This is a genomic window from Pseudoduganella sp. UC29_106 (genome assembly GCF_044055365.1).
GTDB lineage: Bacteria > Pseudomonadota > Gammaproteobacteria > Burkholderiales > Burkholderiaceae_D > Rugamonas.
Genome location: NZ_CP171977.1, coordinates 5,351,449 through 5,374,431 on the forward strand (window position 1 = coordinate 5,351,449; position 22,983 = coordinate 5,374,431).

Genomic DNA, 22,983 nt, shown 5'->3' on the forward strand with positions numbered 1-22,983 from the left:
CCGAATATGGCTCGTACCGTCCATTGCGTCAAACTGAACAAGGAAGCCGAAGGCCTCGACTTCCCGCCTTACCCGGGCGAACTGGGCAAGCGCATCTATGAATCCGTGTCCAAGGAAGCCTGGGCTGCCTGGCTCAAGCACCAGACCATGCTGGTCAACGAAAACCGCCTGAACCTGGCGGACGTGCGCGCACGCAAGTACCTGGCCGCCCAGATGGAAAAACATTTCTTTGGAGAAGGCGCCGACCAGGCTGCCGGCTACGTGCCACCAGCAGAATAAAACCACCAGGAAAAGCGATGCCCCGATTGAAAGTCAAAGTAATAAGCGGGGCGATCGCCCTGGCCCTGTCCCTCCCCTCCTTCGGCGCCGAGCAAGCCTGGGTCGCCAAGTCCAACGAAAATTCCAAGCTGCTGCTGGCCGTGATGGCCAAGTATGCGCCCGAGGATGCGAGCAGCCTGGGCGTGGACGGCTTCGACGAAAAGATCGTCGACCTGTCGCGCGACCAGTTCGAGCCGGCCAGCAAGGATACGCGCGTCGTGGTCGCGGAACTGCAGAAGCGCGAAAAGGCTGAAACCGACAAACGCATCAGGCAGGATCTGGACATCCTGATCGCCAGCGCCAGCAACAACCTGCATACCTCGGCCCTCAACCACAAATACTTCATCCCTTACACCGATGTCACCCGCCTGATCTTCGGCGTGGTGCGCCAGACCCTCGATCCGCGTATTCCCAAGGAACGCCAGGCGACGCTGCTGGTGCGCCTGGAGAAATATGCCGGCCTGGCCAAGGGCTACCGTCCGCTGACGGAGCTGGCGAAGGAGCGCACGGCCGAACGCGTGAAGGCCGACCGGAAGCTGATCGGCCCCTACAAGGGCGAAGTGGAAAAAGCCATCGCCGACGCGCCGGCCCTGATCAAGGGCATGAAGGACTTGCTGGCCAAGAGCGACATCAAGGGCTGGGAAAAGCCGATGGCGGCGCTGGAGAGCCAGCTCAACGCCTATACCGAATACCTGAAGAAGGACATGCTGCCGCTGGCGCGCGCCGACCACCGCCTGCCGCCCGAAGTCTATGCTGACAACCTGAAGCAGTTCGGCGTGGACATCTCGCCGCAGGAGCTGATGTCCAAGGCGATGACCTCCTTCGCCGAGATCCGCAACCAGATGAATATCACGGCGCGCCTGATCGCGGCCGAGCGCAAGCTGCCAGATTCGGATTACCGCGCCGTGATGAAGGAACTGAAGAAGAACCAGATCCCCGAAGCGGAAGTGATGGCGCTGTACAAGGAGCGCCTGGGCCAGATCGAAACGGCCGTGCGCGAGCAGCATATCGTCACGCTGCCGGCACGGGAGGCGAAGATCCGTCTCGCCACCGAAGCGGAGAATGCACAGAGCCCGGCGCCGCATATGAGTCCGCCGCGCCTGATCGGCAACACGGGCGAGTATGGCGAATTTGTGCTGACCACGGGCACCAAGTCACCGGACGGCAAGTCCCTGGCCTTCGACGACTTCACCCACCAGGCCGGTACCTGGTCGATTACCGCGCACGAGGCCCGTCCCGGCCACGAACTGCAATTCGCCAAGATGCTGGAAACGGGTGTCTCGACGGCCCGCGCCGTGTTTGCCTTCAACAGCGTGAACGTGGAAGGCTGGGCCCTGTACGCTGAAGCCGAGACCCAGCCCTACGAGCCGCTGGACGGCCAGCTGTTCGCCCTGCAGGCCCGCGCCATGCGCGCCGCACGTGCCTTCCTCGACCCGATGGTCAATCTGGGCCAGATCACGCCCGAGGGCGTGAAGTCTTTCCTGATGGATGAGGTGGGCTTGTCCGAAGGCATGGCGACGCAGGAGATGCAGCGCTACACCTTCACCGCGCCGGGGCAGGCGACGTCGTACTTCTACGGCTACCAGCGGCTGATGGAAACGCGCCAGGCGGCCGAGGTTGCCCTGCGCAGGAAGTTCGACCGCCAGGCCTTCAATGACTTCGTGCTGGCGCAGGGGCTGGTGCCGCCTGCCGTGCTGCGCAAGGCGGTGATGGAGGAGTTTGTGGCCGGGAAGGCGAAGTAAGACCGCTTACTTGGCTATGCCCGGGGCGCCCTGCCCCGGCACCATCGGCGTGCACTGGCGCAGCTCGCAGCGCGCCAGGAACACCTTGCCATTATCACAAGCCATGCGGTAGACCTCCACCGGGCCCGGCTCGGTCATCAGGCTGGCGCCCAGCCCGCCCTTGCAGGACTGGGCATGCGCCAGGCGCTCCACCGTGGCCGATGAAATCCCGGGCCGGAATTCCACCTTCTGCACTTCCACCCCATCAACGACCACGCGCGGCGTGCCGTCCGCCCCCAGCTCCTGCTGGGCGGACTTGCGCTTCACAGGGGCTTGGGCAACTTCTTCCTTCTGCAGGAAGGGAATATAGGAACAGGCACTCAGCAAACCAGCGGACAGCAACAGCAGCGAGAGTCGTTTCATAGGGATCAGTACTTGAGGGTCTTGACGCCGTCGGCCGTGCCCAGCAGGCACACATTCGCGCCGCGGGCCGCGAACAGGCCCACAGCCACCACGCCAACGATCTGGTTGATTTCGGTTTCCAGCGCCACCGGATCGGTGATGGACAGGCCGGCCACGTCGATGATGTTGCCGCCGTTGTCGGTCACGAAGATTTCGTCCGAACCGGCTTTGGTGCGCACCTTCGGCTGGCCGCCCAGGGCCGCCAGCTTGCGCATCACGGCGTTGCGCGCCATCGGCAGCACTTCCACCGGCAGCGGGAACTTGCCCAGCGTTTCCACCAGCTTGGAGCCGTCGGCGATGCAGACGAACTGACGCGACACGGACGCCACGATCTTCTCGCGGGTCAGTGCCGCGCCGCCGCCCTTGATCATGTGGCCGGCCGCGTTGATCTCGTCGGCGCCGTCAATGTACACCGCAATGTCCGAAACTTCGTTAAGATCGAACACCGGAATGCCGTGGCCGGCAAGGCGGGCCGCGGTCGCTTCGGAGGAAGCAACGGCGCCTTTGATGCGGTGCTTGATCTTGCCCAGTTCATCAATGAAGAAATTCGCGGTGGAACCGGTGCCTACGCCGATGATTTCGCCGTCGATAACGTATTCGATAGCCGAAATAGCAACAGCCTGTTTCAATTTGTCTTGCGTCATGGTTAGAATGAATTGGAAGATGCGGATACAGAAATGGGCGTATTTTAGCTGATGTCACCACCCTCACCAGGAAATCAGCATGAAAACAAGCACCGTACTGATCGTCGATGACAGCCGTGTCTCACGCATGCTCACCCGGCAGCATATCCAGGTTCGCCATGCCGACTGGATCGTGGAGGAAGCGGCCAACGGCGAGGAAGCCATCGCCAAGGCAACCGAATTGCAACCCGATTTGGTGTTGTTGGATGTAAACATTCCCGGCATGGGCGGCGTGGAAGCGGCCGCCGCCCTGCGCACCATGCTGCCCCAATGCCACATCTCCCTGCTGACGGCCAATGTGCAGGCTGCAACGCGCCAGCGGGCGGAACAGATCGGTGTCGGTTTCATGGAGAAACCCATTACCGCCGAACGCATCGCGCAGCTGATCGCCCCGCTGGAAGCGTGAACATGATCCGCCTCTCCGAACTGGAGCTGGACGCCCTCGTCGAGCTGTTCAATATCGGCGTGGGGCAGGCGGCAAGCGCCATGAGCGAGATTGTCAACGAAACGGTGACAATGTCGGTACCATCCATCAGCTTCCTCACGCGTTCGGCGGCGGCCAAGCTGCTGACCACCAAGAGCTCCGGCAGCGGCCGCATCTGCGGCATCAGCCAGCGCTACACGGGCGCCTTCCAGACCGACGCCATCCTCATGTTCCCCGAGGAGAAGAGCCAGCAGATCGTGCGCCTGATGGTGGGCCAGTCCATGCCGTTGGAAGAGTTGTCGCAGATGGAGCAGGAAGCGATGAGCGAGATCGGCAACATCCTGCTGAACAGCTGCGTGGGCGCACTGGCCAATATCTTCGAACGGGAACTGAATGGCTCGCTGCCGGATTACCGCGTGGGCTACAGCGACGACCTGATGGCGTCCGCCGGCGCGCCGGAGGCGATGGTGCTGATGCTGCACATTGAATTCACCATCGAGCGCCAGCAGATCACCGGAGACGTGGCCTTCATCATGGACCTGACCGCGCTGGAGGATTTGAAGGCGCATGTGGATTCCTACCTGGCGCGCGCCATGGGTGGGGCCTGAATCATGCACTGCCAGACCGAGTCCCTGCCCCTGTTGCAGAGCGTGCTCGATAATATTGAAGTGGGCGCGGTGGTATTGGACAGCGAGCACCTGGTCGTGCTGTGGAACCGCTGGATGAGCCAGCACTCCGGTGTGCTGTGCGCCGAAGCCATCAGCCGCAACTTCTTCGACCTGTTCCCGGACCAGCGCGGCAAGCGCCTCGATGGCGCGATCACCCAGGCGCTGCGCCACAATATGCCGTCCCTGCTGTCGCAGACGCTGAACCGCTGGCCCCTGCCCCTGTATGCGGACAAGGCCCGCGCCGAACAGGGCGAGCGCATGCACCAGGCGCTCACCGTCACGCCGCTGAATATTCCGGACGAAGAACGCCACTGCCTGATCCAGATTTCGGACGTGAGCGCGGCCGTGCTGCGCGAGAACCTGCTGCGCGAGCAGGCCATGGCCCTGCGTTCGCAAACCCTGCTCGATGACTTGACCGGCGTGGCCAACCGCCGCCATTTCGATATCGCCATCGACCGCGAAGCGCGCCGCGCGCGCCGCACCGGTTCGCCGCTGTCGCTGATGATGCTCGATATCGATTACTTCAAGGCCTACAACGACCATTACGGCCATCAGCAGGGGGACGCCTGCCTGGAAGCCGTGTCGGCCGCGCTGGCGACGATGCAGCAGCGTCCTGCCGACCTGTTCGCGCGCTATGGCGGCGAAGAGTTTGCCGTGGTCCTGCCCGACACGCCGGGCGAGACGGCGATGCAGATGGCGCGCCTGATGTGTCGCAAGGTGCGCGGCCTGCATATCCCGCACGAAGCATCGCAGGCGCCGCACAAGCTGGTCACCATCAGCATCGGCGTCGCCAGCACGGACAACGGCCCTACCGGCGAAGTCTATGAATTGATCAACGCCGCCGACCGAGCCCTGTATCACGCCAAAGCCTGCGGCCGCGACCGCGTCGAGACACTCTCCATATGAAAACCTCCATCTTCATCGCCGCCAGCCTGGATGGCTACATTGCCCGCAGCGACGGCCGCATCGACTGGCTGATTGCCGCCACGCCGCCGGGCGACGAACATGGCTACAACGAATTCATCGCGGATATCGACACCATCGTCATGGGCCGTAAGACCTTCGAAACGGTGCTGGCATTCGACGGCTGGCCGTATGAAGGCAAACGGGTGATCGTTTTGAGCCGCACTCTCGCGGCGATACCCGAGCGCCTGGCCGGCAAGGCTGAACTGCACCGCGGGCCCGTGCTGCAACTGCATGCCGACCTGATAACCGTCGGCTGCAAGGGCCTGTACATCGACGGCGGCCAGACCGTGCAAAGCTTCCTGCGCGAGGGCCTGGTGGACGAGCTCACACTGACCCACATCCCCATCCTCCTTGGCGCGGGCACGCCGCTGTTCGGCGCCCTGCCCTACGACCTGCCGCTGCAGCACCAGCGCACCCGCGTGATCGCGGACAGCCTGGTGCAATCCACCTACTCTTGCAGGAAGCCTGCCACGTAATCGATGAAGGCGCGGCTTTTTGCCGGCAGCTGGCGGCGCGAGGGATAGTAGCAATAGAGCGGAAAGCGCTCGTCGCTCCACTCCGGGAACAGGTTTACCAGTTCGCCGGACGCCAGCATGGATTCCACGGTGAAGTCCATCACCTGCGCGATACCGAAGCCCGCGAGGCAGGCCGAATAAAGCGTGTCGCCATCATTGACCGTCAGCGTGCCGCTGGCGTCCACCACCTTGCGTTTGCGCCCCCTGTGGAATTCCCACGCGAAAGGCCGCCCTGTGACCGGGTCGCGGAAGTGAATGCACTGATGATGCGCCAGGTCTTCCGGCTTCGCGGGCGCGCCGCGGCGGGCGATGTAAGCCGGCGCTGCAACGGTGATGATGCGCGCCTCCATCATCTTGCGCGCCACCAGCGTTGAGGGCTGCGGATGGCCGAAACGCAGGGCGAGATCAACGCCGTCGCCAACCAGGTCGCCAAGATCGTCGCGCGTGATCAGTTCCAGCTGCAGCTCGGGGTGGCTTTCGAGGAAAGCGCCGAGGCGGGGGCCCAACATCAGCTTGGAGAAGAAAAGATCGACATTCACGCGCAAGCGCCCGCGCACCCTTGCCGCACCTTGCGATGCATCGCTGATGCACTCCTCCAGTTCTGCCATCAGTGGCAGCACCTGGCTGTAGAAACGGTGGCCCTCATCGGTCAGCTTCAGCGCGCGGGTGGTGCGCTCGAACAGGCGTATGCCCAGCCGCGCCTCGAAGCGCGATACGGCCCGGCTCACGCCCGACGGCGACATGCCCAGCACCTCACTGGCAGCCGCAAAGCTGCCCGTGTCGACGATGGCGGACAGTACCTCAATCCCACGCAGCATTCCTTCTTCCATCAGCCTATTCTAATTCATGCGTCGCAGTCATGAAAGAAGTGCCATCCATGCCATCGCCAAACGGCAGCGCGGCCGCCAGAATGGCTGCACTTACCAACGCATAGGAGCAATTATGTACGTCATCACTGGAATCACCGGACAAGTCGGCGGCACTGTCGGCCGCACCCTGCTGGCCGCCGGCCTGCCTGTTCGCGCCGTCGCCCGCGACGAAGCAAAGGCTGCCGCCTGGGCAGCTCAAGGCTGCGAAATCGCTTACGCCGAAATGAACGATGCCGCCGCGCTGACGGCCGCTTTCACGGGCGCGGAAGCGGTCTTCGTGCTGCTGCCGCCGAACTTCGATCCAGCGCCCGGCTTCCCCGATACCGAGGCACGCGTCGCCGCCCTGCACGCTGCGCTGCTGGCAGCGCAGCCGCGGCGCGTGGTTTGCCTGTCCACCATCGGCGCCCAGGCGCAGCAGTCGAACCTGCTCAATGCCCTTCGCATCATGGAGCGCCGGCTTGGCACACTGCCGATGCCGGTTGCCTTCCTGCGCGCCGGCTGGTTCATGGAGAACCTGATGTGGGATATCGCGCTGGCCAGGGCAACCGGGATCGTGCCCAGCTTCCTGCAACCGCTGGACAAACCGGTGCCCATGGTCGCCACCGTCGATGTCGGCCGCATGGCTGCCGAACTGCTGCAGCAGGAATGGAACGGCGTGCGCGTGGTGGAGTTGGAGGGCCCGGTGCGCATCACGCCGAACGAGATTGCCGCCGTCATGTCCGCCGTGTTCAACCGCCCTGTGGCAATGGAAGCGGTGCCGCGCAATAGCTGGGACAGCCTGTTTCGCAGCCAGGGCATGAAGCACCCGGAGCCGCGCATGCGCATGCTGGACGGCTTCAATCAGGGCTGGATAGAGTTCGAAGGCCCCGTGGTTTGCAAGGGCCATGTGCCCGTAAGCGCCGTGGTACAGGCGCTTGTGGACAATGCGGTCAGCTGATCGTCAGGGCCAGCACGGCCAGCGAGTACACGGTCAGCGCGATGAAGGACATCAGCATCAGCGCGCAAGTGCGCCACAACGCTTCGCCGCGGCTCAGGCCATAGGCGCCGCGCAGTTGCAGGAACATGTGGATCGGCGGCACGAAGGCGAACAGGCTGGCCGCCGTGCCGCTGAAGTCGAAGTAGCCCGCGATCGCGATCAGCACGAACAGCAGCGACATGAAGGACAGCGAATACAGCGAAAACACGGCGTGGTGGAACATCGTCACGCCGCGCTTCCAGAAGAACATCAGCCACAGGAAGGGCATCGAAATCGGGATCAGCAGGAAGGAGTATTTGTAGGCCGCGTTCTTCAGCTTGTACAGCGCCAGTTCGGGATTCTCTACGGCGTGACGCACCGCTTCATTGATCCACGGGATGTCGCTGTAGGTATTGGACTCGGCGCCCTTCAGCTCCTTCTTCCAGTCCCATTTGCTGTCCGAATCGATGGCGCCGCCGGCAGCGAGCGCCTTCATCGACATTTCGGTGGCCTCCAGCTTTTTCTTCGCCTTGTCCACCGCCGCCTGGGCGGCAATCGCATCCTTCGAACCGGGTTCGAGGACCTTCAGCGCCAATTCCGCCTCCTCGAAGGCTTCCTTGCGCTCGGCGATCTTCTTTTCCAACCTGGCGCGCGCCTGGTCGCTGCTCTCGGGCGTGGAAGGCGACCCTTGATTCAGCTTGCCCATCGTGAGCGAGAACACGAAGAACATCAGGAACATCATGAACAGGAACAGCGCCAGCGGCGACACGAAGCGTGTACGCTGCCCGTCGATATAGCGCTTCGTCAGTTCGCCGGGACGAAATACCAGCAGGGGCAGCGTACGCCAGCCCTTGGTCTCGAAGTGGAACAGGCCGTGGATCAGTTCCTCGACCAGGTGCAGCACGGAGCTGTGCAAGTGGCCCTTCTGCCCGCAGTTGCCGCAGTAGTTAGCCGTGACGTGCGCGCCGCAGTTGGCGCAGTTCACGCTGTGCGCATGTGCCGCGCCGCCGCCCGCCTTGCCGTCGATCTCGTGTGCTATCAGGCCGGCCGTTACCAGGTCGCCCGCTGCCTCCAGTTCTCCGCCCATGTCCACCCCGCTGCTTATGATTGCAAAATCGCCATCATAGCTGAATAAAAACCAACAGCGCAAACCAGGTGTCTGCCACATCGTGGCAGACACCAGTTCACGCCTTGGGTTTTCAGGGAAGCAGCAACGAATGCTGGGTCGCAGTGTGGAAGTCCCGCCACACGCGGTTGATGGTACTGTGGACATTGGCCGCGTACAGCCCGCAGTAAGGATAAAGCCCATCCACCGCCCCACGCGCAGCAGCGACCATGGCCAGCGAAGCATCCTGCAGCGCCGTGATTTCATCCGCCGGCGCCTCACGGCCGGCAACTACCTGCGCCCAAACCGCATCCAGCCGCGCATAAGCCTCCGCGCGCGCCGCAACCAGCCCCTCGCCCGCCTCGCGCAGCAGGCGCTCGACTTCAGGCCGCTCGACCAGCGGCTGTCCGCTCATCGCATGCTTGCGGCGCGAAATCGCATCCTGCGCCAGCGCGATGAAGTGGCGCGCCATGCCCGCCAGGTTGGCCGCCAGCGTGATGTAGGCCAGCGGATAGAACGGAAAACGGTAAAGCGGCCCCGGCGCCGTGGCGTGGGCTGCGTCAATCGTGAAGGCATGTGTGGCTGGCACCCACTGACCCTGGATGCTATAGCTGTGCGAAGCCGAGGCGCGCATGCCGATGCTGTGCCAGGTCGGAACGACCGACACCTGGGCAGCCGGCACCACGAAGGCGCGGATGCGCGGCATGCCGTTCTCATCGTGCAGCGGTCGCCCGTTCTCGCGCAGTACGGCGTTCAGCGTGAAGTGCGTGGCCATCGGCGCGCCGGACGCATAGTCCCAGCGCCCCGTGATGCGAAAGCCCTCGCCCTCACGCTCAGCGTAACCGGTCGGCGCTCCGCTGCCAGCCAGGCACACGCGGCGCGTGCCTATCACCTCGCGCGCCAGTTCCGGCGGCAGGAAGCCCGCAAACCAGCCGGCACCCGCGCACAGCGTGACCACCCAGCCCATGCTGCCGTCAGCAGCGGCGACCTCCTCCTCCAGCCGCACCACCTCCGGCAGCGGCAGCTCCATCCCGCCTGCAGCCTGCGGCGCCAGCATACGCAACCACCCGCGCCGATGAATCAGCGCCCGCTGCACGGGCTCCAGAAAACCTGCCGCATCGGCGGCCGCGGCATGCTGGCGAATACGCGCAGCGTCCAATTTCGATAATTTAGATTTCAACATACTTCCTCTGGCGAAGACCGAAGTATAGTCAAACCAGGGAGAACTGACGTTTCAGCCCGCGCGTCGGCCCGCTTGTTTCCTGCGAGCGTTTTTGCCACAATGATAAGTAAATGAAAACGCGGCCCTATCTGTCGGAGATCGGATTAAAACCGTCGGCCATCGCGATGGCCAGTGAATTTCCATTCAATTTGCCAGCGATAGCTTCGTTGGATCATCTTCTGCTTCATCCCGCCGTCACTTTCCTCGTCGGCGAAAACGGCTCCGGCAAATCGACCTTGCTGGAAGCAATCGCTGCGGGCATGGGATTCAATCCGGAGGGCGGCAGCCGGAATTTCAACTTCGCCACGCGTGCATCGCATTCAGCGCTGCATGAACATCTGCGGCTGGTGCGTGGCGTAAGACCGCCGCGCGATGGTTTCTTCCTGCGAGCGGAAAGCTTCTATAACGTCAGCACGGAGATCGAGCGTCTCGACGAACCGCCGGGCGGGCCGAAGATCATCGATTCGTTTGGCGGACGATCCCTGCACGAGAAATCACACGGCGAAGCCTTCCTAACCCTGTTCATGGAACGCTTCCGCCACGACAGCCTGCTTATTCTGGACGAACCCGAAGCGGCGCTGTCGCCGCAACGCCAGTTGGCGATGCTGAGCCGCTTGCACGATCTGGTCAGGGAACGTTGCCAATTTATCGTCGCCACCCACTCGCCGATTCTGATGGCCTATCCGAATGCCTACATCTACGAGTGCGGCGAACGGGGCATACGCCTGATCGAATATGAAGATACAGAGCATTACCGTGTAATGCACGACTTCATGGCGCATCCTGAACGCATGCTCAAGGTGCTGCTGGAGCGCTAGGGCAGCAGCTCCACGCCAAACCAGCGCGCGACGACTGCGAACAGGGCGAAACAGGCCACGGTCAGCAGCACGCACAGGCCCAGCGTGGGCCAAAAGCCCAGGCGCGGCAGCAGCCAGGGGAAAACGAGGAACATTGGCAGCGTGGGGATCACGTACCAGAAGGTGTACCAGGCATGGTTGGCGATCTTTTCCTGCGGCTGGTTTTCGACGTAAAGCCAGATCAGGGCCAGCACGGTTACCAGCGGCAGTGCGGCAATCAGGCCGCCGAGGCGGTCGCTGCGCTTGGCGAACTCGGAAACCACGACTACAACGGCGGCTGTGAGCAGGTATTTGGTGATCATCCAGCCCACGGCGGTCTCACTCAGTTCGGGTAGTAGACCAGTGAGCTGCCCAGGGCGCAGGCTTCGTCGTAGTTGACGCGATAGCTCTGGAAAGCCTCTTCTTCCAGTACGGCCGGGTTCATGATGCCGAAGTCCAGGCGCTGGATATCGGCAAAGCCATAGTGCGCCGCTTCGGCGATGGCGGCATCCCAGGCCTCCCCTTCCGCATCCTGCACCAGCAGCAGCATGCAGTTGTGAACCGCGTCCGGCTCCGGAAGATTGAACTCGTATTCAGCCTGGCCGCTGAAGCGGCCCTGGAAGCTGTAGATTGCGACAGTGCTCATCGATCAGTGATCTCGTTATTGTGTCCGTAGCAGAGATACTACCACCAGGCGCTGACCACCCATCCACGGAGAAGAACGGGAATCAGGCGCCGGCAAGCCCTTTTGAGCGGGCGCCGGGCAGATGGCAGGGGTCGGAGGGATCGGCGAGGAAGCCGTTCAGCGCAGTCTGGTAGACGCCGATATCGGCGCCCTGGCGGAAGCGCAGCAGGAAGTAATCGGCCAGCAGCTCGGCCTGGGCTTCCATATTGTAGTCACCCAGCGACAGCTCGGCGGACAGCTCATAGTCATACGAAAGCCCCAGCCGGATCGCGCCGCGCAGGCGCACCGGATAGCCCAGCTGGTGCTGCCACACATGCGCCATCTCGTGCATGAACCAGTGCTGCTCCTCTTCGGAAGCGAGGGAAAAGTCTTCCAGATAGCGCGAAGCGTGGAAATAGAGGGAGCCGTTGGGCGTGATGCAGACGTTTTTCGGCTGCACCAGAGGAAGGTAGCGGGTGTTGTGGACACGCACCCGCGTGTAGTCGATGGCGTCGCCAAAGACCAGGCGGGCCATCGAAATCTCGCCCGCCGTCAGCGGGCGGGCGATGCGGGACATATCAGGGGCGCAGGCCCGATGCCGCGCGGGCCAGTTGGGTGATGCGGTCCCAGTCGCCGGCGACCATGGCATCCTTCGGCGTCAGCCAGGAGCCACCCACGCAGGCCACATTCTTCAGCGCCAGGAAGGCCGGCGCGGTTTCCTGCGAAATGCCGCCGGTCGGGCAGAAAGTGATGTCGGACAGCGGACCGGCAATTGCATTCAGCATGCCCACGCCGCCGGCCGGCACCGCCGGGAACAGCTTGAGCTGACGGAAGCCCTGCTCGCGCGCCTTCATCACTTCGGATGGGGTCATCACGCCCGGCAGCAGCGGCAGGCCGCTGGACTTGGCCGCGCCGATCAGCGCATCGGTCAGGCCCGGCGACACGCCGAACACCGCACCCGCATCGCGCGCGGCTGCAAATTCTTCCGGCTGCGTCAGCGTGCCTACGCCGACGATGGCGCCTTCCACCTGGCTCATGGCGCGGATCGCACCCAGGCCATGCTCGGTGCGCAGCGTGACTTCCAGCACGCGGATGCCGCCAGCCACCAGCGCTTTCGCCAGCGGCACGGCGTGGTCGGGATTGTCGATCGCGATCACGGGAATCACGGCCGAAGTACGCATAATTTCAAGTAAGGTCATCTTAAGCTTTCTTGATCAGGAAATCTTCATCGGAACCGGGCACGGTGTTGCCGATGTTAATGCCGCCATGCAGTTCGACGGTGGTCGGGATGGGCGAAGGCAGCGGGAAGGTGGTTGCACCCTTTTCCGCCTCGCAGACGCTGTTGCGGAACATGGTGAACAGTTCACGGCCCATGCCGATCTGGTTCGGCGACAGGTCGGCCTGCGCCAGCGAGCGCGCATGCCATACATCCGAGGACACCAGCGCTTCCAGCGTGCCGGATGCCGCATCCAGGCGGATGATGTCGCCATCGCGCACCAGTCCCAGCGGACCGCCGGCCAGGACTTCGGGCGACACGTGGATCGCCGCCGGCACCTTGCCCGAAGCGCCGGACATGCGGCCATCGGTCACCAGCGCCACCTTGCGGCCGGCATCCTGCAGGTTGGCCAGCGCCGGGGTCAGCGCGTGCAGTTCCGGCATGCCGTTGGCGCGCGGGCCCTGGAAGCGGATCACGGCCACGAAGTCGCGATCCAGCTTGCCGGCCTTGTAGGCGGCCATGAAATCTTCCTGCGAATCGAAGGTCAGCGCAGGCGCTTCCACCGACTGGTGTTCCGGCTTCACGGCGGACACCTTCATCACCGCGCGGCCCAGGTTACCCTGCACCAGCACCATGCCGCCGTCCTTGGAGAATGGCTCCGCCGCGCCGCGCAGCACTTTCTCGTCCGCGCTCTTGGCCGGGGCATCCTTGAAGACCACGCCCTCGCCATCGTCGGACAGGAAAGGTTCGGCGCAGTGACGGCGCAGGCCCTTGCCCAGGATGGTGGTCACATCGTCATGCAGCAGGCCGGCGTCCAGCAGTTCGCGGATCACGAAGCCCGTGCCCCCGGCAGCGTGGAAGTGGTTCACGTCCGCGTCGCCGTTCGGGTAGATGCGGCATAGCAGCGGCACCACCGAAGACAGCTCGTTGAAATCGTCCCAGTCGATCACGATGCCGGCCGCCTTGGCAATGGCAACCAGGTGCAGCGTGTGATTGGTGGAGCCGCCGGTCGCCAGCAGGCCCACGATGGCGTTAATGATCGCTTTCTCGTCGACGATATGGCCGACCGGCGTGTATTCGGCGCCCATCTCGGTCAGCTGGGCGGCGCGCACGGCAGCGGCAGCGGTCAGCTTGTCGCGTAGCGGGGTGTACGGGTTGATGAAGGCGGCGCCCGGCAGGTGCAGGCCCATGATTTCCATCAGCAGCTGGTTGCTGTTGGCGGTGCCGTAGAAAGTACAGGTACCCGGGCCGTGATAGGACTGGGATTCGCCTTCCAGCAGCTCTTCACGCGTCGCCTTGCCCTGCGCATAGCGCTGGCGGATCGCTGCCTTGTCCTTGTTGGACAGGCCGGACGTCATCGGGCCGGCCGGCACGAAGACGGCCGGCAGGTGGCCGAAGTGCAGCGCGCCGATCAGCAGGCCCGGAACGATCTTGTCGCACACGCCCAGGTAGAGCACGGAGTCGAACATATTGTGGGACAGCGCCACGCCAACGGACATCGCAATCGTGTCGCGCGAGAACAGCGACAGTTCCATGCCCGGCTGGCCCTGGGTCACGCCGTCGCACATGGCCGGCGTGGCGCCCGCGAACTGGGCCACGGCGCCCGTCTTGCGCACGGCATCCTTGATGATGGCCGGGAAGTGCTCAAAGGGCTGGTGGGCCGACAGCATGTCGTTGTAGGCGGAAACGATGGCCACGGATGGCTTTTTCACTTCCTTCAGGACCAGCTTGTCGTTCGGCGGGAAGGCGGCGAAGCCGTGGGCGAGATTGGTGCAGGCCAGGGTGCCGCGCTGCGGACGCCCTTTGACGCGGGCGGCCTCGAGATGGGCCAGGTAGGCGCCGCGCGAGGCACGGCTGCGCTGGATAATCCGCGCGGTAACTTTTTCCAGGACTGGATGCAACGGCATGATCGTTCCTCATCAATGAATTGTCAGAAATTTTACTACAAAATTCCCCCGCGCCCGTATTTTTCGCACGCAAGAGGGAATCTGCATTATCAAACTGACAGGCAATCTTGCCCTGAAGCTGCCTGGGGCAGGACCTGGCTAAAACTTTTTGTAGTGAATTTACCTGTTTTTCCTGTATAGTTGAATAATATTCCGAAACCAACCGACTAGCGACCCCAACATGCGCCAGCCCGCCCTGACCTCCACGCCCGCTTACCAGGCTCTCGAAATCCACGCGCATGACGCCCGCGAATGGGAAATGCGCCAGCTGTTTGCCAAGGACCCGCAGCGCTTCCCGCGCATGACGGTGGATGCCGCCGGCCTGTTCCTCGACTATTCGAAGAACCGCGCCAACGATGAAACCATCGATCTGCTGATCCACCTGGCCCGCACCCGTGGCGTTGCTGAGCAGCGTGACGCGATGTTCGCTGGTGAAAAGATCAATATAACCGAACGGCGCGCGGTGCTGCATACGGCACTGCGTATGCCGCGCGGCAAACAGCTGGTCGTCGATAACCAGAATGTGGGCGCGGACGTGCACGCCGTGCTGGACCACATGAAGGCGTTCACGGACAAAGTCCGCAACGGCAACTGGCTGGGCCACACCGGCAAGCCGATCACCGACGTGGTCAATATCGGCATCGGCGGCTCGGACCTCGGTCCGAAAATGGCCGTGCTGGCCCTGCGCTCCTACTGCCACCCGCGCATGAAGATGCATTTCGTCTCCAATGTGGACGGCCATGACATGGATGCGGTCCTGGCCCAGGTAAATCCGGAAACCACGCTGTTCATCGTCGCCTCCAAGACCTTCACCACGGCCGAAACCATGCTGAACGCCCAAACGGCGCGCAACTGGTTCCTGCAGTCGGCCAAGGAAGCGGACCTGCCGCGCCACTTCGTCGCCGTGTCCACCAATACGGATGCGGTACGCGCCTTCGGCATCGATCCCGAGAATATGTTCCCGTTCTGGGACTGGGTCGGCGGCCGCTACTCCGTGTGGTCGGCGATCGGCCTCTCTGTGGCGCTGGCCGTGGGCTTCGGCTACTTCCAGACCTTCCTGCAGGGTGCGCACGACATGGACGAACACTTCCGCACCGCGCCGCTGGAGCAGAACATGCCGGTGCTGCTGGCCATGATCGGCTTCTGGAACCGCCAGTTCCTCGGTGCGGCTTCGCTGTCCATCGCGCCTTACCACCAGGACCTGAACCGCTTCCCTGCCTACCTGCAGCAGCTGGACATGGAAAGCAACGGCAAGCGCGTGACCAAAAACGGCCAGCCGGTCGATACGCCAACCTGCCCTGTCGTCTGGGGCGAGTGCGGCACCAACGCGCAGCACGCCTACTTCCAGTTGCTGCACCAGGGCACGGACCCGACGCCGATCGATTTCATCGCCGCCCTGCGCGCCACGCATGATCTGGAAGGCCACCATGATGCGCTGCTGGCGAACTGCTTCGCCCAGTCCGAAGCTTTCATGAAGGGCAAGACGGATGCGGAAGTGCGCGCCGAGCTGAAAGGCATGAATATGTCCGCCGCCGACGTCGAGGAAATGGTGCCGCACAAGACCTTCCCCGGCAACCGCCCGTCCAATACCATCCTGATGGACCAGCTGACCCCCGCCACGCTGGGCGCCCTGATCGCGCTGTACGAGCACAAGACCTTCGTGCAGGGCGTGATCTGGAATATCGCCAGCTTCGACCAGTGGGGCGTGGAGCTGGGCAAGGTGCTGGCCAAGAAGATCCAGTCCGAGCTGACCGGCAATGTCGACCCGGAAGCGCACGACAGTTCCACTAATGGCCTGATCGTGATGGCCAAGGCAGCGAAAATCCAATGAGCGCCTACGACATCCAGGTCGCCTGCGACGCCGTGATGACCGTCGGCGAAGGTCCGCTGTGGGCGCCGGAAGAAAAAGCCCTGTACTGGGTCGATATCGAGGGCAAGGCAGTGCACCGCCTGTGCGCCATCAGCGGCAAGCATGAACAGTGGGCGATGCCGGCCGAACCGTCCGCATTGGCGCGCGATGCCCAGGGCGGTCTGGTGGTTGCCATGCGCAGCGGCCTTGCCCACCTGAATACGGACAACGGCGAGCTGACTCACATTGCCGGCGCGCCCTACGACCAGGCAATCACCCGCTTCAACGACGGCAAGGTCGATGCGGCAGGCCGCTTCTGGGTCGGCACCATCTACGAACCGCGCGACAAGCCGGCCGCCGAGATGTACGTGCTGGAGCGCGGCAAGCTGCGCAAGGCCTGGGCGGGCGGCATGACCAATTCGAACGGCCTCGGTTTCAGCCCGGACGGCAAGACCATGTATCACGCCGATACCGCCACCCACCGTGTGCGCAGCTTCGATTTCGATGTGAAGACCGGCGCGGTGTCGAATGAGCGCGAAGTGCGCCGCTTCGATGACAACAAGTCCTCGCCCTCCTACGGCGGCCGCCCCGACGGCGCTGCCGTGGACAGCGAAGGCAATTACTGGGTCGCCATGTTCGAAGGCGGCCGCGTTGTGAAACTGTCCCCGTCCGGTGAACAGCTGGATGAGATCAGGCTGCCCGTGCGCTGCCCCACCATGGTGGCCTTCGGCGGCGCCGACCTGTGCACGCTGTATATCACCAGCGCCAGCAAGCGTCCGGCGGAAGAATTGGCGGCGATGCCGTTGAGCGGCAAGCTGCTTTCAGTCCGCGTACCAGTAGCCGGCCGCATCGAACCGGCCTACGTAGCGTTATAAATTCTTATAAACTGAACTCACCACGAAAACATTATGGCCCTTACCGATTTTGACCTGGTTCTGTTTGGCGGCAGCGGCGACCTGGCGATGCGCAAATTGCTCCCTGCGATGTTCAGCCGCGACGTATGCGGCGACCTGCCGCCGACCGCGCGCATCATTTGCGTTGGCCGCGCCGACAGCACCCAGGAAGAGTTCATCAATGTCGTGAACACTACCAGCCGTCCGCATGTGAAGTCCTCCAAGGCGACGGATGAGAACTGGGCACGCTTTACCAGCCGTATCACCTACGTGTCGCTGAATGCGACCGACCCGGATACCTACAAGCCCCTGGCCGACGCCCTGCGCAACGACTTCTCGCTGACCCGCGTCTACTACCTGGCCACGCCGCCCGCCCTGTTCTCAAAGATCTGCGACAACCTGAAGATCAACAAGCTGGTGGCGCCGAATTCGCGCGTGGTGCTGGAAAAGCCGCTGGGCCGCGACCTGGCCTCGGCCAAGCAGATCAACGCCGAAGTGGGCAAGGTCTTCGACGAGCAGCAGATCTACCGTATCGACCACTACCTGGGCAAGGAAACGGTGCAGAACCTGCTGGCGCTGCGCTTCGGTAACATCCTGTTCGAACCGCTGTGGCGCCGCGAATGGATTTCAGACGTGCAGATCACCATCGCCGAAAAGCTCGGCGTGGGCAACCGCATCGGCTACTACGACACGTCGGGCGCGCTGCGCGACATGCTGCAGAACCACCTGCTGCAGCTGCTTTGTATCGTCGCCATGGAACCGCCAACTTCGATCGCACCGGATGCCGTGCGTGACGCCAAGCTGCAGGTGCTGCGCTCCCTGAAGCGCTTCACGCCAACCACGCTGGCGCAGAACATCGTGCGCGGCCAGTACCGCGCCGGCCATGTGGACGGCCAGCCGGTGCCCAGCTACCGCGACGAACCGGAAGCGCCGCAGAATTCGCGCACCGAGACCTTCGTCGCCATGAAGGCGGAAATCGATACCTGGCGCTGGGCCGGCGTGCCTTTCTACCTGCGCACCGGCAAGCGCATGGCCGACTCGCTGGCGGAAATCGTGGTGCGCTTCAAGCAGATCCCGCATTCGATCTTCAACCAGCCGACGTCGAGCTTCCAGCCGAATTCCCTGGTAATTCGCCTGCAGCCGGATGAAGGCCTGCGCATGAACCTGATGGCCAAGACTCCGGGCGAAGGCATGCGGCTAAAACCGGCGGAGCTGGAACTGGACTTCCGCGAAACCTTCAAGATGCCGCGCATGGACGCCTACGAGCGCCTGCTGCTCGACGTGCTGCGTGGCCAGCTGACCCTGTTCATGCGCGGCGACGAGCTGGAAGCCGCCTGGGATTGGGTCGAACCGATCCTGAACAACTGGGAGCAGGACGACAGCGCACCACTGCCTTACACCTCCGGCACCTGGGGCCCGGCCGCCGCCAGCGCCCTGATCGGCCGCGACGGGCTGCAGTGGCGCGAAGAAGCGCTTCCGGAAGACTAAGAATGAGAAGCGCAAGGAGCCTGGCCATGCATGGCCAGGCCGTTACGCAGGCGCGGAGCATGCTCCGCGAAACCCCTGCTTCACCACTGCCTGAAGACTAATGCTGCTCGATTCCATCCGCACCCAGCTCGACTCGCTCTCGAAGTCCGAGCGCAAAGTCGCGCTGGCGGTGCTAGACAATCCCTCGCGGACCGTGGGCGCGAACATCACATCGCTGGCAAAGACGGCGCAGGTGTCCGAACCCACGGTAGTCCGTTTTTGCCGTACGCTAGGCTACGACGGCTGGCACGAGTTCAAGCTGAAGCTGGCGCAGGGCCTGGCCCTCGCCCTGCCCGGCCTGAACGAGCAGCCGGCCCAGGACGACCTGGCGGCGGACCTGATCTCGAAGATCTGCAGCCGCTCCATCAACACCCTGCTGGACCTGCGCAATAACCTGCACGCGGAACCGGTGCAGAAGGCGCTGGACATCCTGTCGCGCGCCAAGAAGATCGAGTTCTACGGCCAGGGCACGTCCGGCATCGTGGCGGCGGACGCGCAGCACAAGTTCTTCCGCTCCGGCGTGCCGACCGTCGCCTATTCCGATCCGGCCATCCACAGCATCTCGGCAGCCCTGCTGCGCCAAGGCGATGCGGTGGTGGCGATTTCCCAGCGCGGCAATAATCCATCGCTCGTGCGCTCGGCCAAGCTGGCGCGCGAAGGCGGCGCGGAAGTGATCGTGCTGGCGCCGTCCGGCACGCAGCTGGCGGAAGCAGCATCTGTGCTGATTCCGATCGACCTGATTTTCGCTACCGACCCGTATACGCCGATCTCGGCGCGCCTGGCTTATCTGGTGGTCATCGACGTGCTGGCCGTCGGCCTGGCGCTGCAGCGCGGACCTGAGTTCCGCAAGAAGATGCTGAACGCGCAGAAGGCGCTGCAGGAATTCGATATGCAGTTCGATTCGTTCATCGGCTGAAAACCCAAAGCAAATGCTGGTGTCAGGTCTCAGCCACGGGGTGGCTGAGACAATGTGGCAGACACCTGGTATGCGCCGCTGGTGTCATCGCAAGCCGCCGGCATGGAACAGGTGCCTGCCACATCGTGGCAGGCACCAGCCTTTCGCCGTGGGTTCTTGCGTATAATCCCAGCCATGATCGAATCTACCCTGTTCGGCCGCATCCTCGGCCTCGCCAATCTCGGCATGATGGTGCTGGACGCCGGCCAGCGCGTGATCTACTGGAACCAGTGGCTGTCCAGCCGTTCCGGCATGTCCGCCAGCCGCGTGCAGGGCGCACAACTACTGGAACTCTTTCCCGAACTCTCAGGCCAGCGCGTCGAGCAAGCCGTGCTCACGGCCCTGTCCAGCAACCTGCCCTCCATCCTGCCGCCCACGCAAAACGCCGCCCCCTTCCCGCTGTATGCCGCCGGCACCTGGGGTGGCGACCGCATCGACCAGGCTGTGACCGTCACGCCGTTCAGCGAAGGCAAGGAGCGCTACTGCCTCATTGAGGTAGCCGATATCACCGGCACCCTCGGCCGCGAGCGCCAGCTGCGCGGCCAGGCCGAAGCGCTGCGCCAGCAATCCTATGTGGACGGCCTGACCGGCATCGCCAACCGCCGCCACTTCGACGTGGCACTGGACCGCGAACTGCGCCGGGCCCTTCGCAACGGCGGTCAGCTGTCGCTGCTGCTGATGGACATCGATTCCTTCAAGGCCTATAACGACCACTTCGGCCACCAGCAGGGCGACGCCTGCCTGACCATGGTCGCCGAAGCTTTTGCATCACGCCTGCAGCGTCCCGCCGACCTGGCCGCCCGCTACGGTGGCGAGGAATTCGCCGCCGTACTGCCCGATACCAGCGCCGAACAGGCGGCCCAGCACGCGGAAGTAATCCGCGCCCATGTCGAATCGCTGAAACTGGCGCACGCGCCCACGGCCGTGCACCCGCACGTCACCCTGAGCATCGGCGTCGCCAGCTTCGACAAAGCAAGGCTGGCGGACGCCAAATCCCTGCTCGAAGCAGCCGACCGCGCTTTGTACGCGGCCAAGCACGGCGGGCGAAACCAGGTGGTTTTCGAAACGGGCGAACAGCAGGCCGCGTCCTAGCCCTTGTAGAAATACGGATCGAGCACGTTCACCAGCGTGATCTTGTCCACCGGGAGATTGTTGGCCGCTGCCGTCTCGCGGATCGCTTCCGGTGACGGTGCTTCATACAGGCAATAAGTCTTTTTCAGGTCGTCGCTAACGTAGGAATGGATCCAGGTGACGCCGCTGCGGGCGTTGGTGCCTACGACGGCATTGCAGGCTTGCGCGCCCTCCGCGTTCACGGGGATGTGCAGGCCCTCTGGGAACGTGCGTTCGACGATATAGCGTGGCATGGTCGGTCTCCTTTTTCAGGCGGCGCGGCTCGATGGCCGCATCCTTTCACCATAGCCCATGGCGGCCGATTGCGCGACCATATCCGCGACGATTTCCGCTGTTGCTGCGGACAAGGTCCAGCCGAGGTGGCCGTGGCCCGTGTTGTAGAAGACGCCCTCCCGCCGGCCTTTGCCCACGCGCGGGAGCATGTCCGGCATCATGGGCCTTAGCCCGGCCCAGGGGATGACTTCCTTGGTGCTCACACCGGGGAAGGTGTTCTGCACCCACTCTGTGAGCGGCCGCACGCGGTCGGCGCGGATGTCGCGGTCCAGTCCCGCGAATTCCGCCGTGCCGGCGACGCGATAGCGGTCTTCGCCGAACCGGCTCGCCACCAGCTTGTGCGCATCGTCCACCAGGCTCACGGTCGGCGCTGCGGCGCGGCTGGAGGGGTCGTTCAGCTTGACCGTGATCGAATAGCCCTTCACCGGATATACATTGACCCGGTCGCCCAGCATTGCCGCCAGCGCGCGGCTGGCCGTGCCGGCGCAGATTACGACCGCGTCGAAACCGAGTGCGTCCACCGTGTCCGCATGCCGCACCGTCACCGCCACTCCGCCGCTCCCGCCTTGCGCACCGCCAGCTGCGAGCGCGATGACTTCCCGTTCGCACAGGATGCGCACGCCGCGGCGCTCACTGGCCGCCGCGAGGCCGGAGGTGAACTTGTGAATATCGCCCGAGCTGTCGCTCTCGGTAAAGAAACCGCCGTAATAAGCTCCCTGCAAAGCCGGTTCGATCGCGCGCATCTCCAGCGGCGTGACAGCGCGACGCTGCAGGCCGCCCTGCGCGAGAAGAGAGGAAACGCCCGCAGCATGCTCGAAGCCCGCCTTGTCGCGGCAGACGTGCAGTATGCCCTCGCGCCGCGAGTCGAAGTCGATGCTTTCCGCGTGAGCCCAGTCGAACAGACAGGCGCGGGCATCGACCGCCAGGCGGGCGATGGCGACGGTCGTGTCGCGATAGCGTGGAATCGCGCGCAGGAATTCGCCAAACCAGGAGAGCTTGTGCCAGCTGGGCGCGGGACGAATCAGCAGCGGCGCATCCGCGCGCAGCATCCAGCCCAGGCCCTTGCGCACATTGGACCAGCTGTTCCAGGCCTCGGCATGCGAGGCCGAGAGCTGTCCGCCGTTGGCGAAGGAGGTTTCCATTGCCGGATAACGGTGACGCTCGAACAAAGTGACTTCCAGGCCGCGCTGCGACAGCGCGTATGCGGTGGTAACGCCGGTGATGCCACCGCCAATAACTGCAATCTTCACTACTGCACCCGCCTCACCTTCGGCGCGCGGTAGGCGCCTTCGATATCCAGATAAACGGCGCCCAGCAAACCTTTGCGCAGGACGGCTTTGGGATTGTGCAGATTGGTGTCCTCGGTGCTGCCGTCTTCCACGCGCCAGATCTGGCCGTTGGCAAGGCGGATGCGCTGGTTCGGCACCCAACCCAGGAAATTGCCTTCGATGATGGTTTCGACCGCGTCCGGCTGCCTGGCGGGTTCCGCCTTTGCGGCGGCCTTGGCGGGCAGCGCCGTCCACGCGGGTTCGGCTGGAGCGGCAGCCGGCGTCACAGCCGGAGCAACGGCGGCGACTGGCGCAGGCGCGCTGGCGGCAACGGCACGCGGCGCGGCAACCGGAATCGCGTCATAGCAGGCCACGCGGGCGGCGACATCGGAAAGCGCGCGGCAGCGCAACAGCGCCGCGTCGTCGGCAACGGCGCTGCCGGCGGCCAGCAGCAGGAGCAGGGGCAACGTCTTCATGAATCTCCCGGATGCAATCTGAACACTCCGACAATACCATC

At 63.8% G+C, this 22,983-nt stretch carries 26 protein-coding genes; 13 read left to right on the plus strand and 13 right to left on the minus strand.

Translation table 11 applies throughout. The annotated features are described in order from the left end of the window. The first annotated feature begins 6 nt into the window (after nucleotides 1-6). Both ACHMW6_RS26800 and ACHMW6_RS26805 read left to right on the plus strand, forming a co-directional pair. A complete protein-coding gene (locus tag ACHMW6_RS26800; RefSeq protein WP_395401426.1) occupies nucleotides 7-279 on the plus strand; it encodes an oxidative damage protection protein in 273 nt (90 codons plus the stop codon). A gap of 17 nt (nucleotides 280-296) precedes the next feature. Next, on the plus strand, nucleotides 297-2,060 hold the full coding sequence (locus tag ACHMW6_RS26805; RefSeq protein ID WP_395401428.1) for a DUF885 domain-containing protein: 1,764 nt from the start codon (nucleotides 297-299) through the stop codon (nucleotides 2,058-2,060). Between the two features lie 6 nt (nucleotides 2,061-2,066). On the opposite strand, the gene ACHMW6_RS26810 is transcribed toward ACHMW6_RS26805, so the two are convergent. After that, the gene (locus ACHMW6_RS26810) at nucleotides 2,067-2,462 is read right to left on the minus strand and encodes a hypothetical protein (protein WP_395401430.1); all 396 of its coding nucleotides are present in this window, start codon (nucleotides 2,460-2,462) and stop codon (nucleotides 2,067-2,069) included. A gap of 5 nt (nucleotides 2,463-2,467) precedes the next feature. Then, nucleotides 2,468-3,145, minus strand: a complete 678-nt coding sequence (rpiA, locus tag ACHMW6_RS26815; RefSeq protein ID WP_395401432.1) for a ribose-5-phosphate isomerase RpiA — start codon at nucleotides 3,143-3,145, stop codon at nucleotides 2,468-2,470. 79 nt (nucleotides 3,146-3,224) lie between these two features. Between rpiA and ACHMW6_RS26820 the strand changes: the two genes are divergently transcribed. Genes ACHMW6_RS26820 through ACHMW6_RS26835 form a run of 4 tightly spaced genes read left to right on the plus strand, consistent with a single transcriptional unit; the run spans nucleotide 3,225 to nucleotide 5,718 of the window. Then, nucleotides 3,225-3,590, plus strand: a complete 366-nt coding sequence (locus ACHMW6_RS26820) for a response regulator (protein WP_395401434.1) — start codon at nucleotides 3,225-3,227, stop codon at nucleotides 3,588-3,590. A 2-nt stretch (nucleotides 3,591-3,592) separates the two neighbouring features. Continuing rightward, complete coding sequence (locus ACHMW6_RS26825) at nucleotides 3,593-4,216, plus strand: chemotaxis protein CheC (RefSeq protein WP_395401436.1); 624 nt, start codon at nucleotides 3,593-3,595, stop codon at nucleotides 4,214-4,216. 3 nt (nucleotides 4,217-4,219) lie between these two features. After that, nucleotides 4,220-5,182, plus strand: coding sequence for a diguanylate cyclase (locus tag ACHMW6_RS26830; protein ID WP_395401438.1), 963 nt, complete (start codon nucleotides 4,220-4,222; stop codon nucleotides 5,180-5,182). Continuing rightward, the gene (locus ACHMW6_RS26835; RefSeq protein ID WP_395401440.1) at nucleotides 5,179-5,718 is read left to right on the plus strand and encodes a dihydrofolate reductase family protein; all 540 of its coding nucleotides are present in this window, start codon (nucleotides 5,179-5,181) and stop codon (nucleotides 5,716-5,718) included. Before ACHMW6_RS26830 ends, ACHMW6_RS26835 begins: the two co-directional genes overlap by 4 nt. On the opposite strand, the gene ACHMW6_RS26840 is transcribed toward ACHMW6_RS26835, so the two are convergent. Then, entirely contained in the window at nucleotides 5,691-6,575 is an 885-nt protein-coding gene (locus ACHMW6_RS26840) for a LysR family transcriptional regulator (RefSeq protein WP_395401441.1), read from the minus strand. The genes ACHMW6_RS26835 and ACHMW6_RS26840 overlap by 28 nt on opposite strands. Before the next feature lie 124 nt (nucleotides 6,576-6,699). On the opposite strand from ACHMW6_RS26840, the gene ACHMW6_RS26845 reads away from it, so the two are divergent. Next, nucleotides 6,700-7,563, plus strand: a complete 864-nt coding sequence (locus ACHMW6_RS26845) for an NmrA family NAD(P)-binding protein (RefSeq protein WP_395401443.1) — start codon at nucleotides 6,700-6,702, stop codon at nucleotides 7,561-7,563. Here the strand turns inward: ACHMW6_RS26845 and ACHMW6_RS26850 are convergent. Then, nucleotides 7,556-8,668, minus strand: coding sequence for a DUF3667 domain-containing protein (locus ACHMW6_RS26850; protein WP_395401445.1), 1,113 nt, complete (start codon nucleotides 8,666-8,668; stop codon nucleotides 7,556-7,558). The two genes, ACHMW6_RS26845 and ACHMW6_RS26850, sit on opposite strands and share 8 nt — an antisense overlap. A gap of 112 nt (nucleotides 8,669-8,780) precedes the next feature. Beyond that, nucleotides 8,781-9,743, minus strand: coding sequence for an acyl-CoA dehydrogenase (locus ACHMW6_RS26855; RefSeq protein WP_395401447.1), 963 nt, complete (start codon nucleotides 9,741-9,743; stop codon nucleotides 8,781-8,783). A 236-nt stretch (nucleotides 9,744-9,979) separates the two neighbouring features. On the opposite strand from ACHMW6_RS26855, the gene ACHMW6_RS26860 reads away from it, so the two are divergent. Continuing rightward, complete coding sequence (locus ACHMW6_RS26860) at nucleotides 9,980-10,726, plus strand: AAA family ATPase (protein ID WP_395401449.1); 747 nt, start codon at nucleotides 9,980-9,982, stop codon at nucleotides 10,724-10,726. Here ACHMW6_RS26860 and ACHMW6_RS26865 read toward each other — a convergent pair. The 5 genes from ACHMW6_RS26865 to edd form a co-directional block, all read right to left on the minus strand. Beyond that, nucleotides 10,723-11,076: a DUF3147 family protein gene (locus ACHMW6_RS26865; RefSeq protein ID WP_395401451.1), complete on the minus strand. Its 354-nt coding sequence runs from the start codon at nucleotides 11,074-11,076 to the stop codon at nucleotides 10,723-10,725. The two genes, ACHMW6_RS26860 and ACHMW6_RS26865, sit on opposite strands and share 4 nt — an antisense overlap. A gap of 11 nt (nucleotides 11,077-11,087) precedes the next feature. Beyond that, entirely contained in the window at nucleotides 11,088-11,390 is a 303-nt protein-coding gene (locus ACHMW6_RS26870) for a hypothetical protein (protein WP_395401453.1), read from the minus strand. Between the two features lie 82 nt (nucleotides 11,391-11,472). After that, the gene (locus tag ACHMW6_RS26875) at nucleotides 11,473-11,985 is read right to left on the minus strand and encodes a Rhs element Vgr protein (protein WP_395401455.1); all 513 of its coding nucleotides are present in this window, start codon (nucleotides 11,983-11,985) and stop codon (nucleotides 11,473-11,475) included. 1 nt (nucleotide 11,986) lies between these two features. Continuing rightward, nucleotides 11,987-12,607 carry a bifunctional 4-hydroxy-2-oxoglutarate aldolase/2-dehydro-3-deoxy-phosphogluconate aldolase gene (eda, locus tag ACHMW6_RS26880; RefSeq protein WP_395401457.1) on the minus strand — a complete coding sequence of 207 codons (621 nt, stop codon included), beginning with the start codon at nucleotides 12,605-12,607 and terminating at the stop codon, nucleotides 11,987-11,989. Between the two features lies 1 nt (nucleotide 12,608). Then, complete coding sequence (edd, locus tag ACHMW6_RS26885; RefSeq protein ID WP_395401459.1) at nucleotides 12,609-14,531, minus strand: phosphogluconate dehydratase; 1,923 nt, start codon at nucleotides 14,529-14,531, stop codon at nucleotides 12,609-12,611. 220 nt (nucleotides 14,532-14,751) lie between these two features. Between edd and pgi the strand changes: the two genes are divergently transcribed. The 5 genes from pgi (at nucleotide 14,752) to ACHMW6_RS26910 (ending at nucleotide 20,886) form a co-directional block, all read left to right on the plus strand. After that, on the plus strand, nucleotides 14,752-16,401 hold the full coding sequence (gene pgi / locus ACHMW6_RS26890; RefSeq protein WP_395401462.1) for a glucose-6-phosphate isomerase: 1,650 nt from the start codon (nucleotides 14,752-14,754) through the stop codon (nucleotides 16,399-16,401). After that, nucleotides 16,398-17,294 carry an SMP-30/gluconolactonase/LRE family protein gene (locus ACHMW6_RS26895; RefSeq protein ID WP_395401464.1) on the plus strand — a complete coding sequence of 299 codons (897 nt, stop codon included), beginning with the start codon at nucleotides 16,398-16,400 and terminating at the stop codon, nucleotides 17,292-17,294. Before pgi ends, ACHMW6_RS26895 begins: the two co-directional genes overlap by 4 nt. A 33-nt stretch (nucleotides 17,295-17,327) precedes the next feature. Next, complete coding sequence (gene zwf / locus ACHMW6_RS26900; protein ID WP_395401466.1) at nucleotides 17,328-18,800, plus strand: glucose-6-phosphate dehydrogenase; 1,473 nt, start codon at nucleotides 17,328-17,330, stop codon at nucleotides 18,798-18,800. A 100-nt stretch (nucleotides 18,801-18,900) separates the two neighbouring features. Further along, entirely contained in the window at nucleotides 18,901-19,755 is an 855-nt protein-coding gene (locus tag ACHMW6_RS26905) for an SIS domain-containing protein (RefSeq protein WP_395401468.1), read from the plus strand. 174 nt (nucleotides 19,756-19,929) lie between these two features. Then, nucleotides 19,930-20,886 carry a GGDEF domain-containing protein gene (locus tag ACHMW6_RS26910; protein ID WP_395401470.1) on the plus strand — a complete coding sequence of 319 codons (957 nt, stop codon included), beginning with the start codon at nucleotides 19,930-19,932 and terminating at the stop codon, nucleotides 20,884-20,886. On the opposite strand, the gene ACHMW6_RS26915 is transcribed toward ACHMW6_RS26910, so the two are convergent. Genes ACHMW6_RS26915 through ACHMW6_RS26925 form a run of 3 tightly spaced genes read right to left on the minus strand, consistent with a single transcriptional unit; the run spans nucleotide 20,883 to nucleotide 22,942 of the window. Next, nucleotides 20,883-21,158 (minus strand): DUF4242 domain-containing protein, encoded by a 276-nt coding sequence (locus ACHMW6_RS26915; RefSeq protein ID WP_395401472.1) that lies wholly within the window; start codon nucleotides 21,156-21,158, stop codon nucleotides 20,883-20,885. The genes ACHMW6_RS26910 and ACHMW6_RS26915 overlap by 4 nt on opposite strands. A 15-nt stretch (nucleotides 21,159-21,173) precedes the next feature. Further along, complete coding sequence (locus tag ACHMW6_RS26920; protein ID WP_395401474.1) at nucleotides 21,174-22,448, minus strand: D-amino acid dehydrogenase; 1,275 nt, start codon at nucleotides 22,446-22,448, stop codon at nucleotides 21,174-21,176. After that, entirely contained in the window at nucleotides 22,448-22,942 is a 495-nt protein-coding gene (locus ACHMW6_RS26925; protein WP_395401476.1) for a hypothetical protein, read from the minus strand. Before ACHMW6_RS26925 ends, ACHMW6_RS26920 begins: the two co-directional genes overlap by 1 nt. Nucleotides 22,943-22,983 lie beyond the last annotated feature (41 nt).

What these genes read in the sequence shown, in the direction of transcription:
- ACHMW6_RS26800 (WP_395401426.1), top strand. Translation starts at nt 7, where the DNA reads ATGGCTCGTACCGTCCATTGCGTCAAACTGAACAAGGAAGCCGAAGGC.
- ACHMW6_RS26805 (WP_395401428.1), top strand. Translation starts at nt 297, where the DNA reads ATGCCCCGATTGAAAGTCAAAGTAATAAGCGGGGCGATCGCCCTGGCC.
- ACHMW6_RS26810 (WP_395401430.1), bottom strand. Translation starts at nt 2,462, where the DNA reads ATGAAACGACTCTCGCTGCTGTTGCTGTCCGCTGGTTTGCTGAGTGCC.
- rpiA (WP_395401432.1), bottom strand. Translation starts at nt 3,145, where the DNA reads ATGACGCAAGACAAATTGAAACAGGCTGTTGCTATTTCGGCTATCGAA.
- ACHMW6_RS26820 (WP_395401434.1), top strand. Translation starts at nt 3,225, where the DNA reads ATGAAAACAAGCACCGTACTGATCGTCGATGACAGCCGTGTCTCACGC.
- ACHMW6_RS26825 (WP_395401436.1), top strand. Translation starts at nt 3,593, where the DNA reads ATGATCCGCCTCTCCGAACTGGAGCTGGACGCCCTCGTCGAGCTGTTC.
- ACHMW6_RS26830 (WP_395401438.1), top strand. Translation starts at nt 4,220, where the DNA reads ATGCACTGCCAGACCGAGTCCCTGCCCCTGTTGCAGAGCGTGCTCGAT.
- ACHMW6_RS26835 (WP_395401440.1), top strand. Translation starts at nt 5,179, where the DNA reads ATGAAAACCTCCATCTTCATCGCCGCCAGCCTGGATGGCTACATTGCC.
- ACHMW6_RS26840 (WP_395401441.1), bottom strand. Translation starts at nt 6,575, where the DNA reads ATGCTGCGTGGGATTGAGGTACTGTCCGCCATCGTCGACACGGGCAGC.
- ACHMW6_RS26845 (WP_395401443.1), top strand. Translation starts at nt 6,700, where the DNA reads ATGTACGTCATCACTGGAATCACCGGACAAGTCGGCGGCACTGTCGGC.
- ACHMW6_RS26850 (WP_395401445.1), bottom strand. Translation starts at nt 8,668, where the DNA reads ATGGGCGGAGAACTGGAGGCAGCGGGCGACCTGGTAACGGCCGGCCTG.
- ACHMW6_RS26855 (WP_395401447.1), bottom strand. Translation starts at nt 9,743, where the DNA reads ATGCTGGCGCCGCAGGCTGCAGGCGGGATGGAGCTGCCGCTGCCGGAG.
- ACHMW6_RS26860 (WP_395401449.1), top strand. Translation starts at nt 9,980, where the DNA reads ATGAAAACGCGGCCCTATCTGTCGGAGATCGGATTAAAACCGTCGGCC.
- ACHMW6_RS26870 (WP_395401453.1), bottom strand. Translation starts at nt 11,390, where the DNA reads ATGAGCACTGTCGCAATCTACAGCTTCCAGGGCCGCTTCAGCGGCCAG.
- ACHMW6_RS26875 (WP_395401455.1), bottom strand. Translation starts at nt 11,985, where the DNA reads ATGTCCCGCATCGCCCGCCCGCTGACGGCGGGCGAGATTTCGATGGCC.
- eda (WP_395401457.1), bottom strand. Translation starts at nt 12,607, where the DNA reads ATGACCTTACTTGAAATTATGCGTACTTCGGCCGTGATTCCCGTGATC.
- edd (WP_395401459.1), bottom strand. Translation starts at nt 14,531, where the DNA reads ATGCCGTTGCATCCAGTCCTGGAAAAAGTTACCGCGCGGATTATCCAG.
- pgi (WP_395401462.1), top strand. Translation starts at nt 14,752, where the DNA reads ATGCGCCAGCCCGCCCTGACCTCCACGCCCGCTTACCAGGCTCTCGAA.
- ACHMW6_RS26895 (WP_395401464.1), top strand. Translation starts at nt 16,398, where the DNA reads ATGAGCGCCTACGACATCCAGGTCGCCTGCGACGCCGTGATGACCGTC.
- zwf (WP_395401466.1), top strand. Translation starts at nt 17,328, where the DNA reads ATGGCCCTTACCGATTTTGACCTGGTTCTGTTTGGCGGCAGCGGCGAC.
- ACHMW6_RS26905 (WP_395401468.1), top strand. Translation starts at nt 18,901, where the DNA reads ATGCTGCTCGATTCCATCCGCACCCAGCTCGACTCGCTCTCGAAGTCC.
- ACHMW6_RS26910 (WP_395401470.1), top strand. Translation starts at nt 19,930, where the DNA reads ATGATCGAATCTACCCTGTTCGGCCGCATCCTCGGCCTCGCCAATCTC.
- ACHMW6_RS26915 (WP_395401472.1), bottom strand. Translation starts at nt 21,158, where the DNA reads ATGCCACGCTATATCGTCGAACGCACGTTCCCAGAGGGCCTGCACATC.
- ACHMW6_RS26925 (WP_395401476.1), bottom strand. Translation starts at nt 22,942, where the DNA reads ATGAAGACGTTGCCCCTGCTCCTGCTGCTGGCCGCCGGCAGCGCCGTT.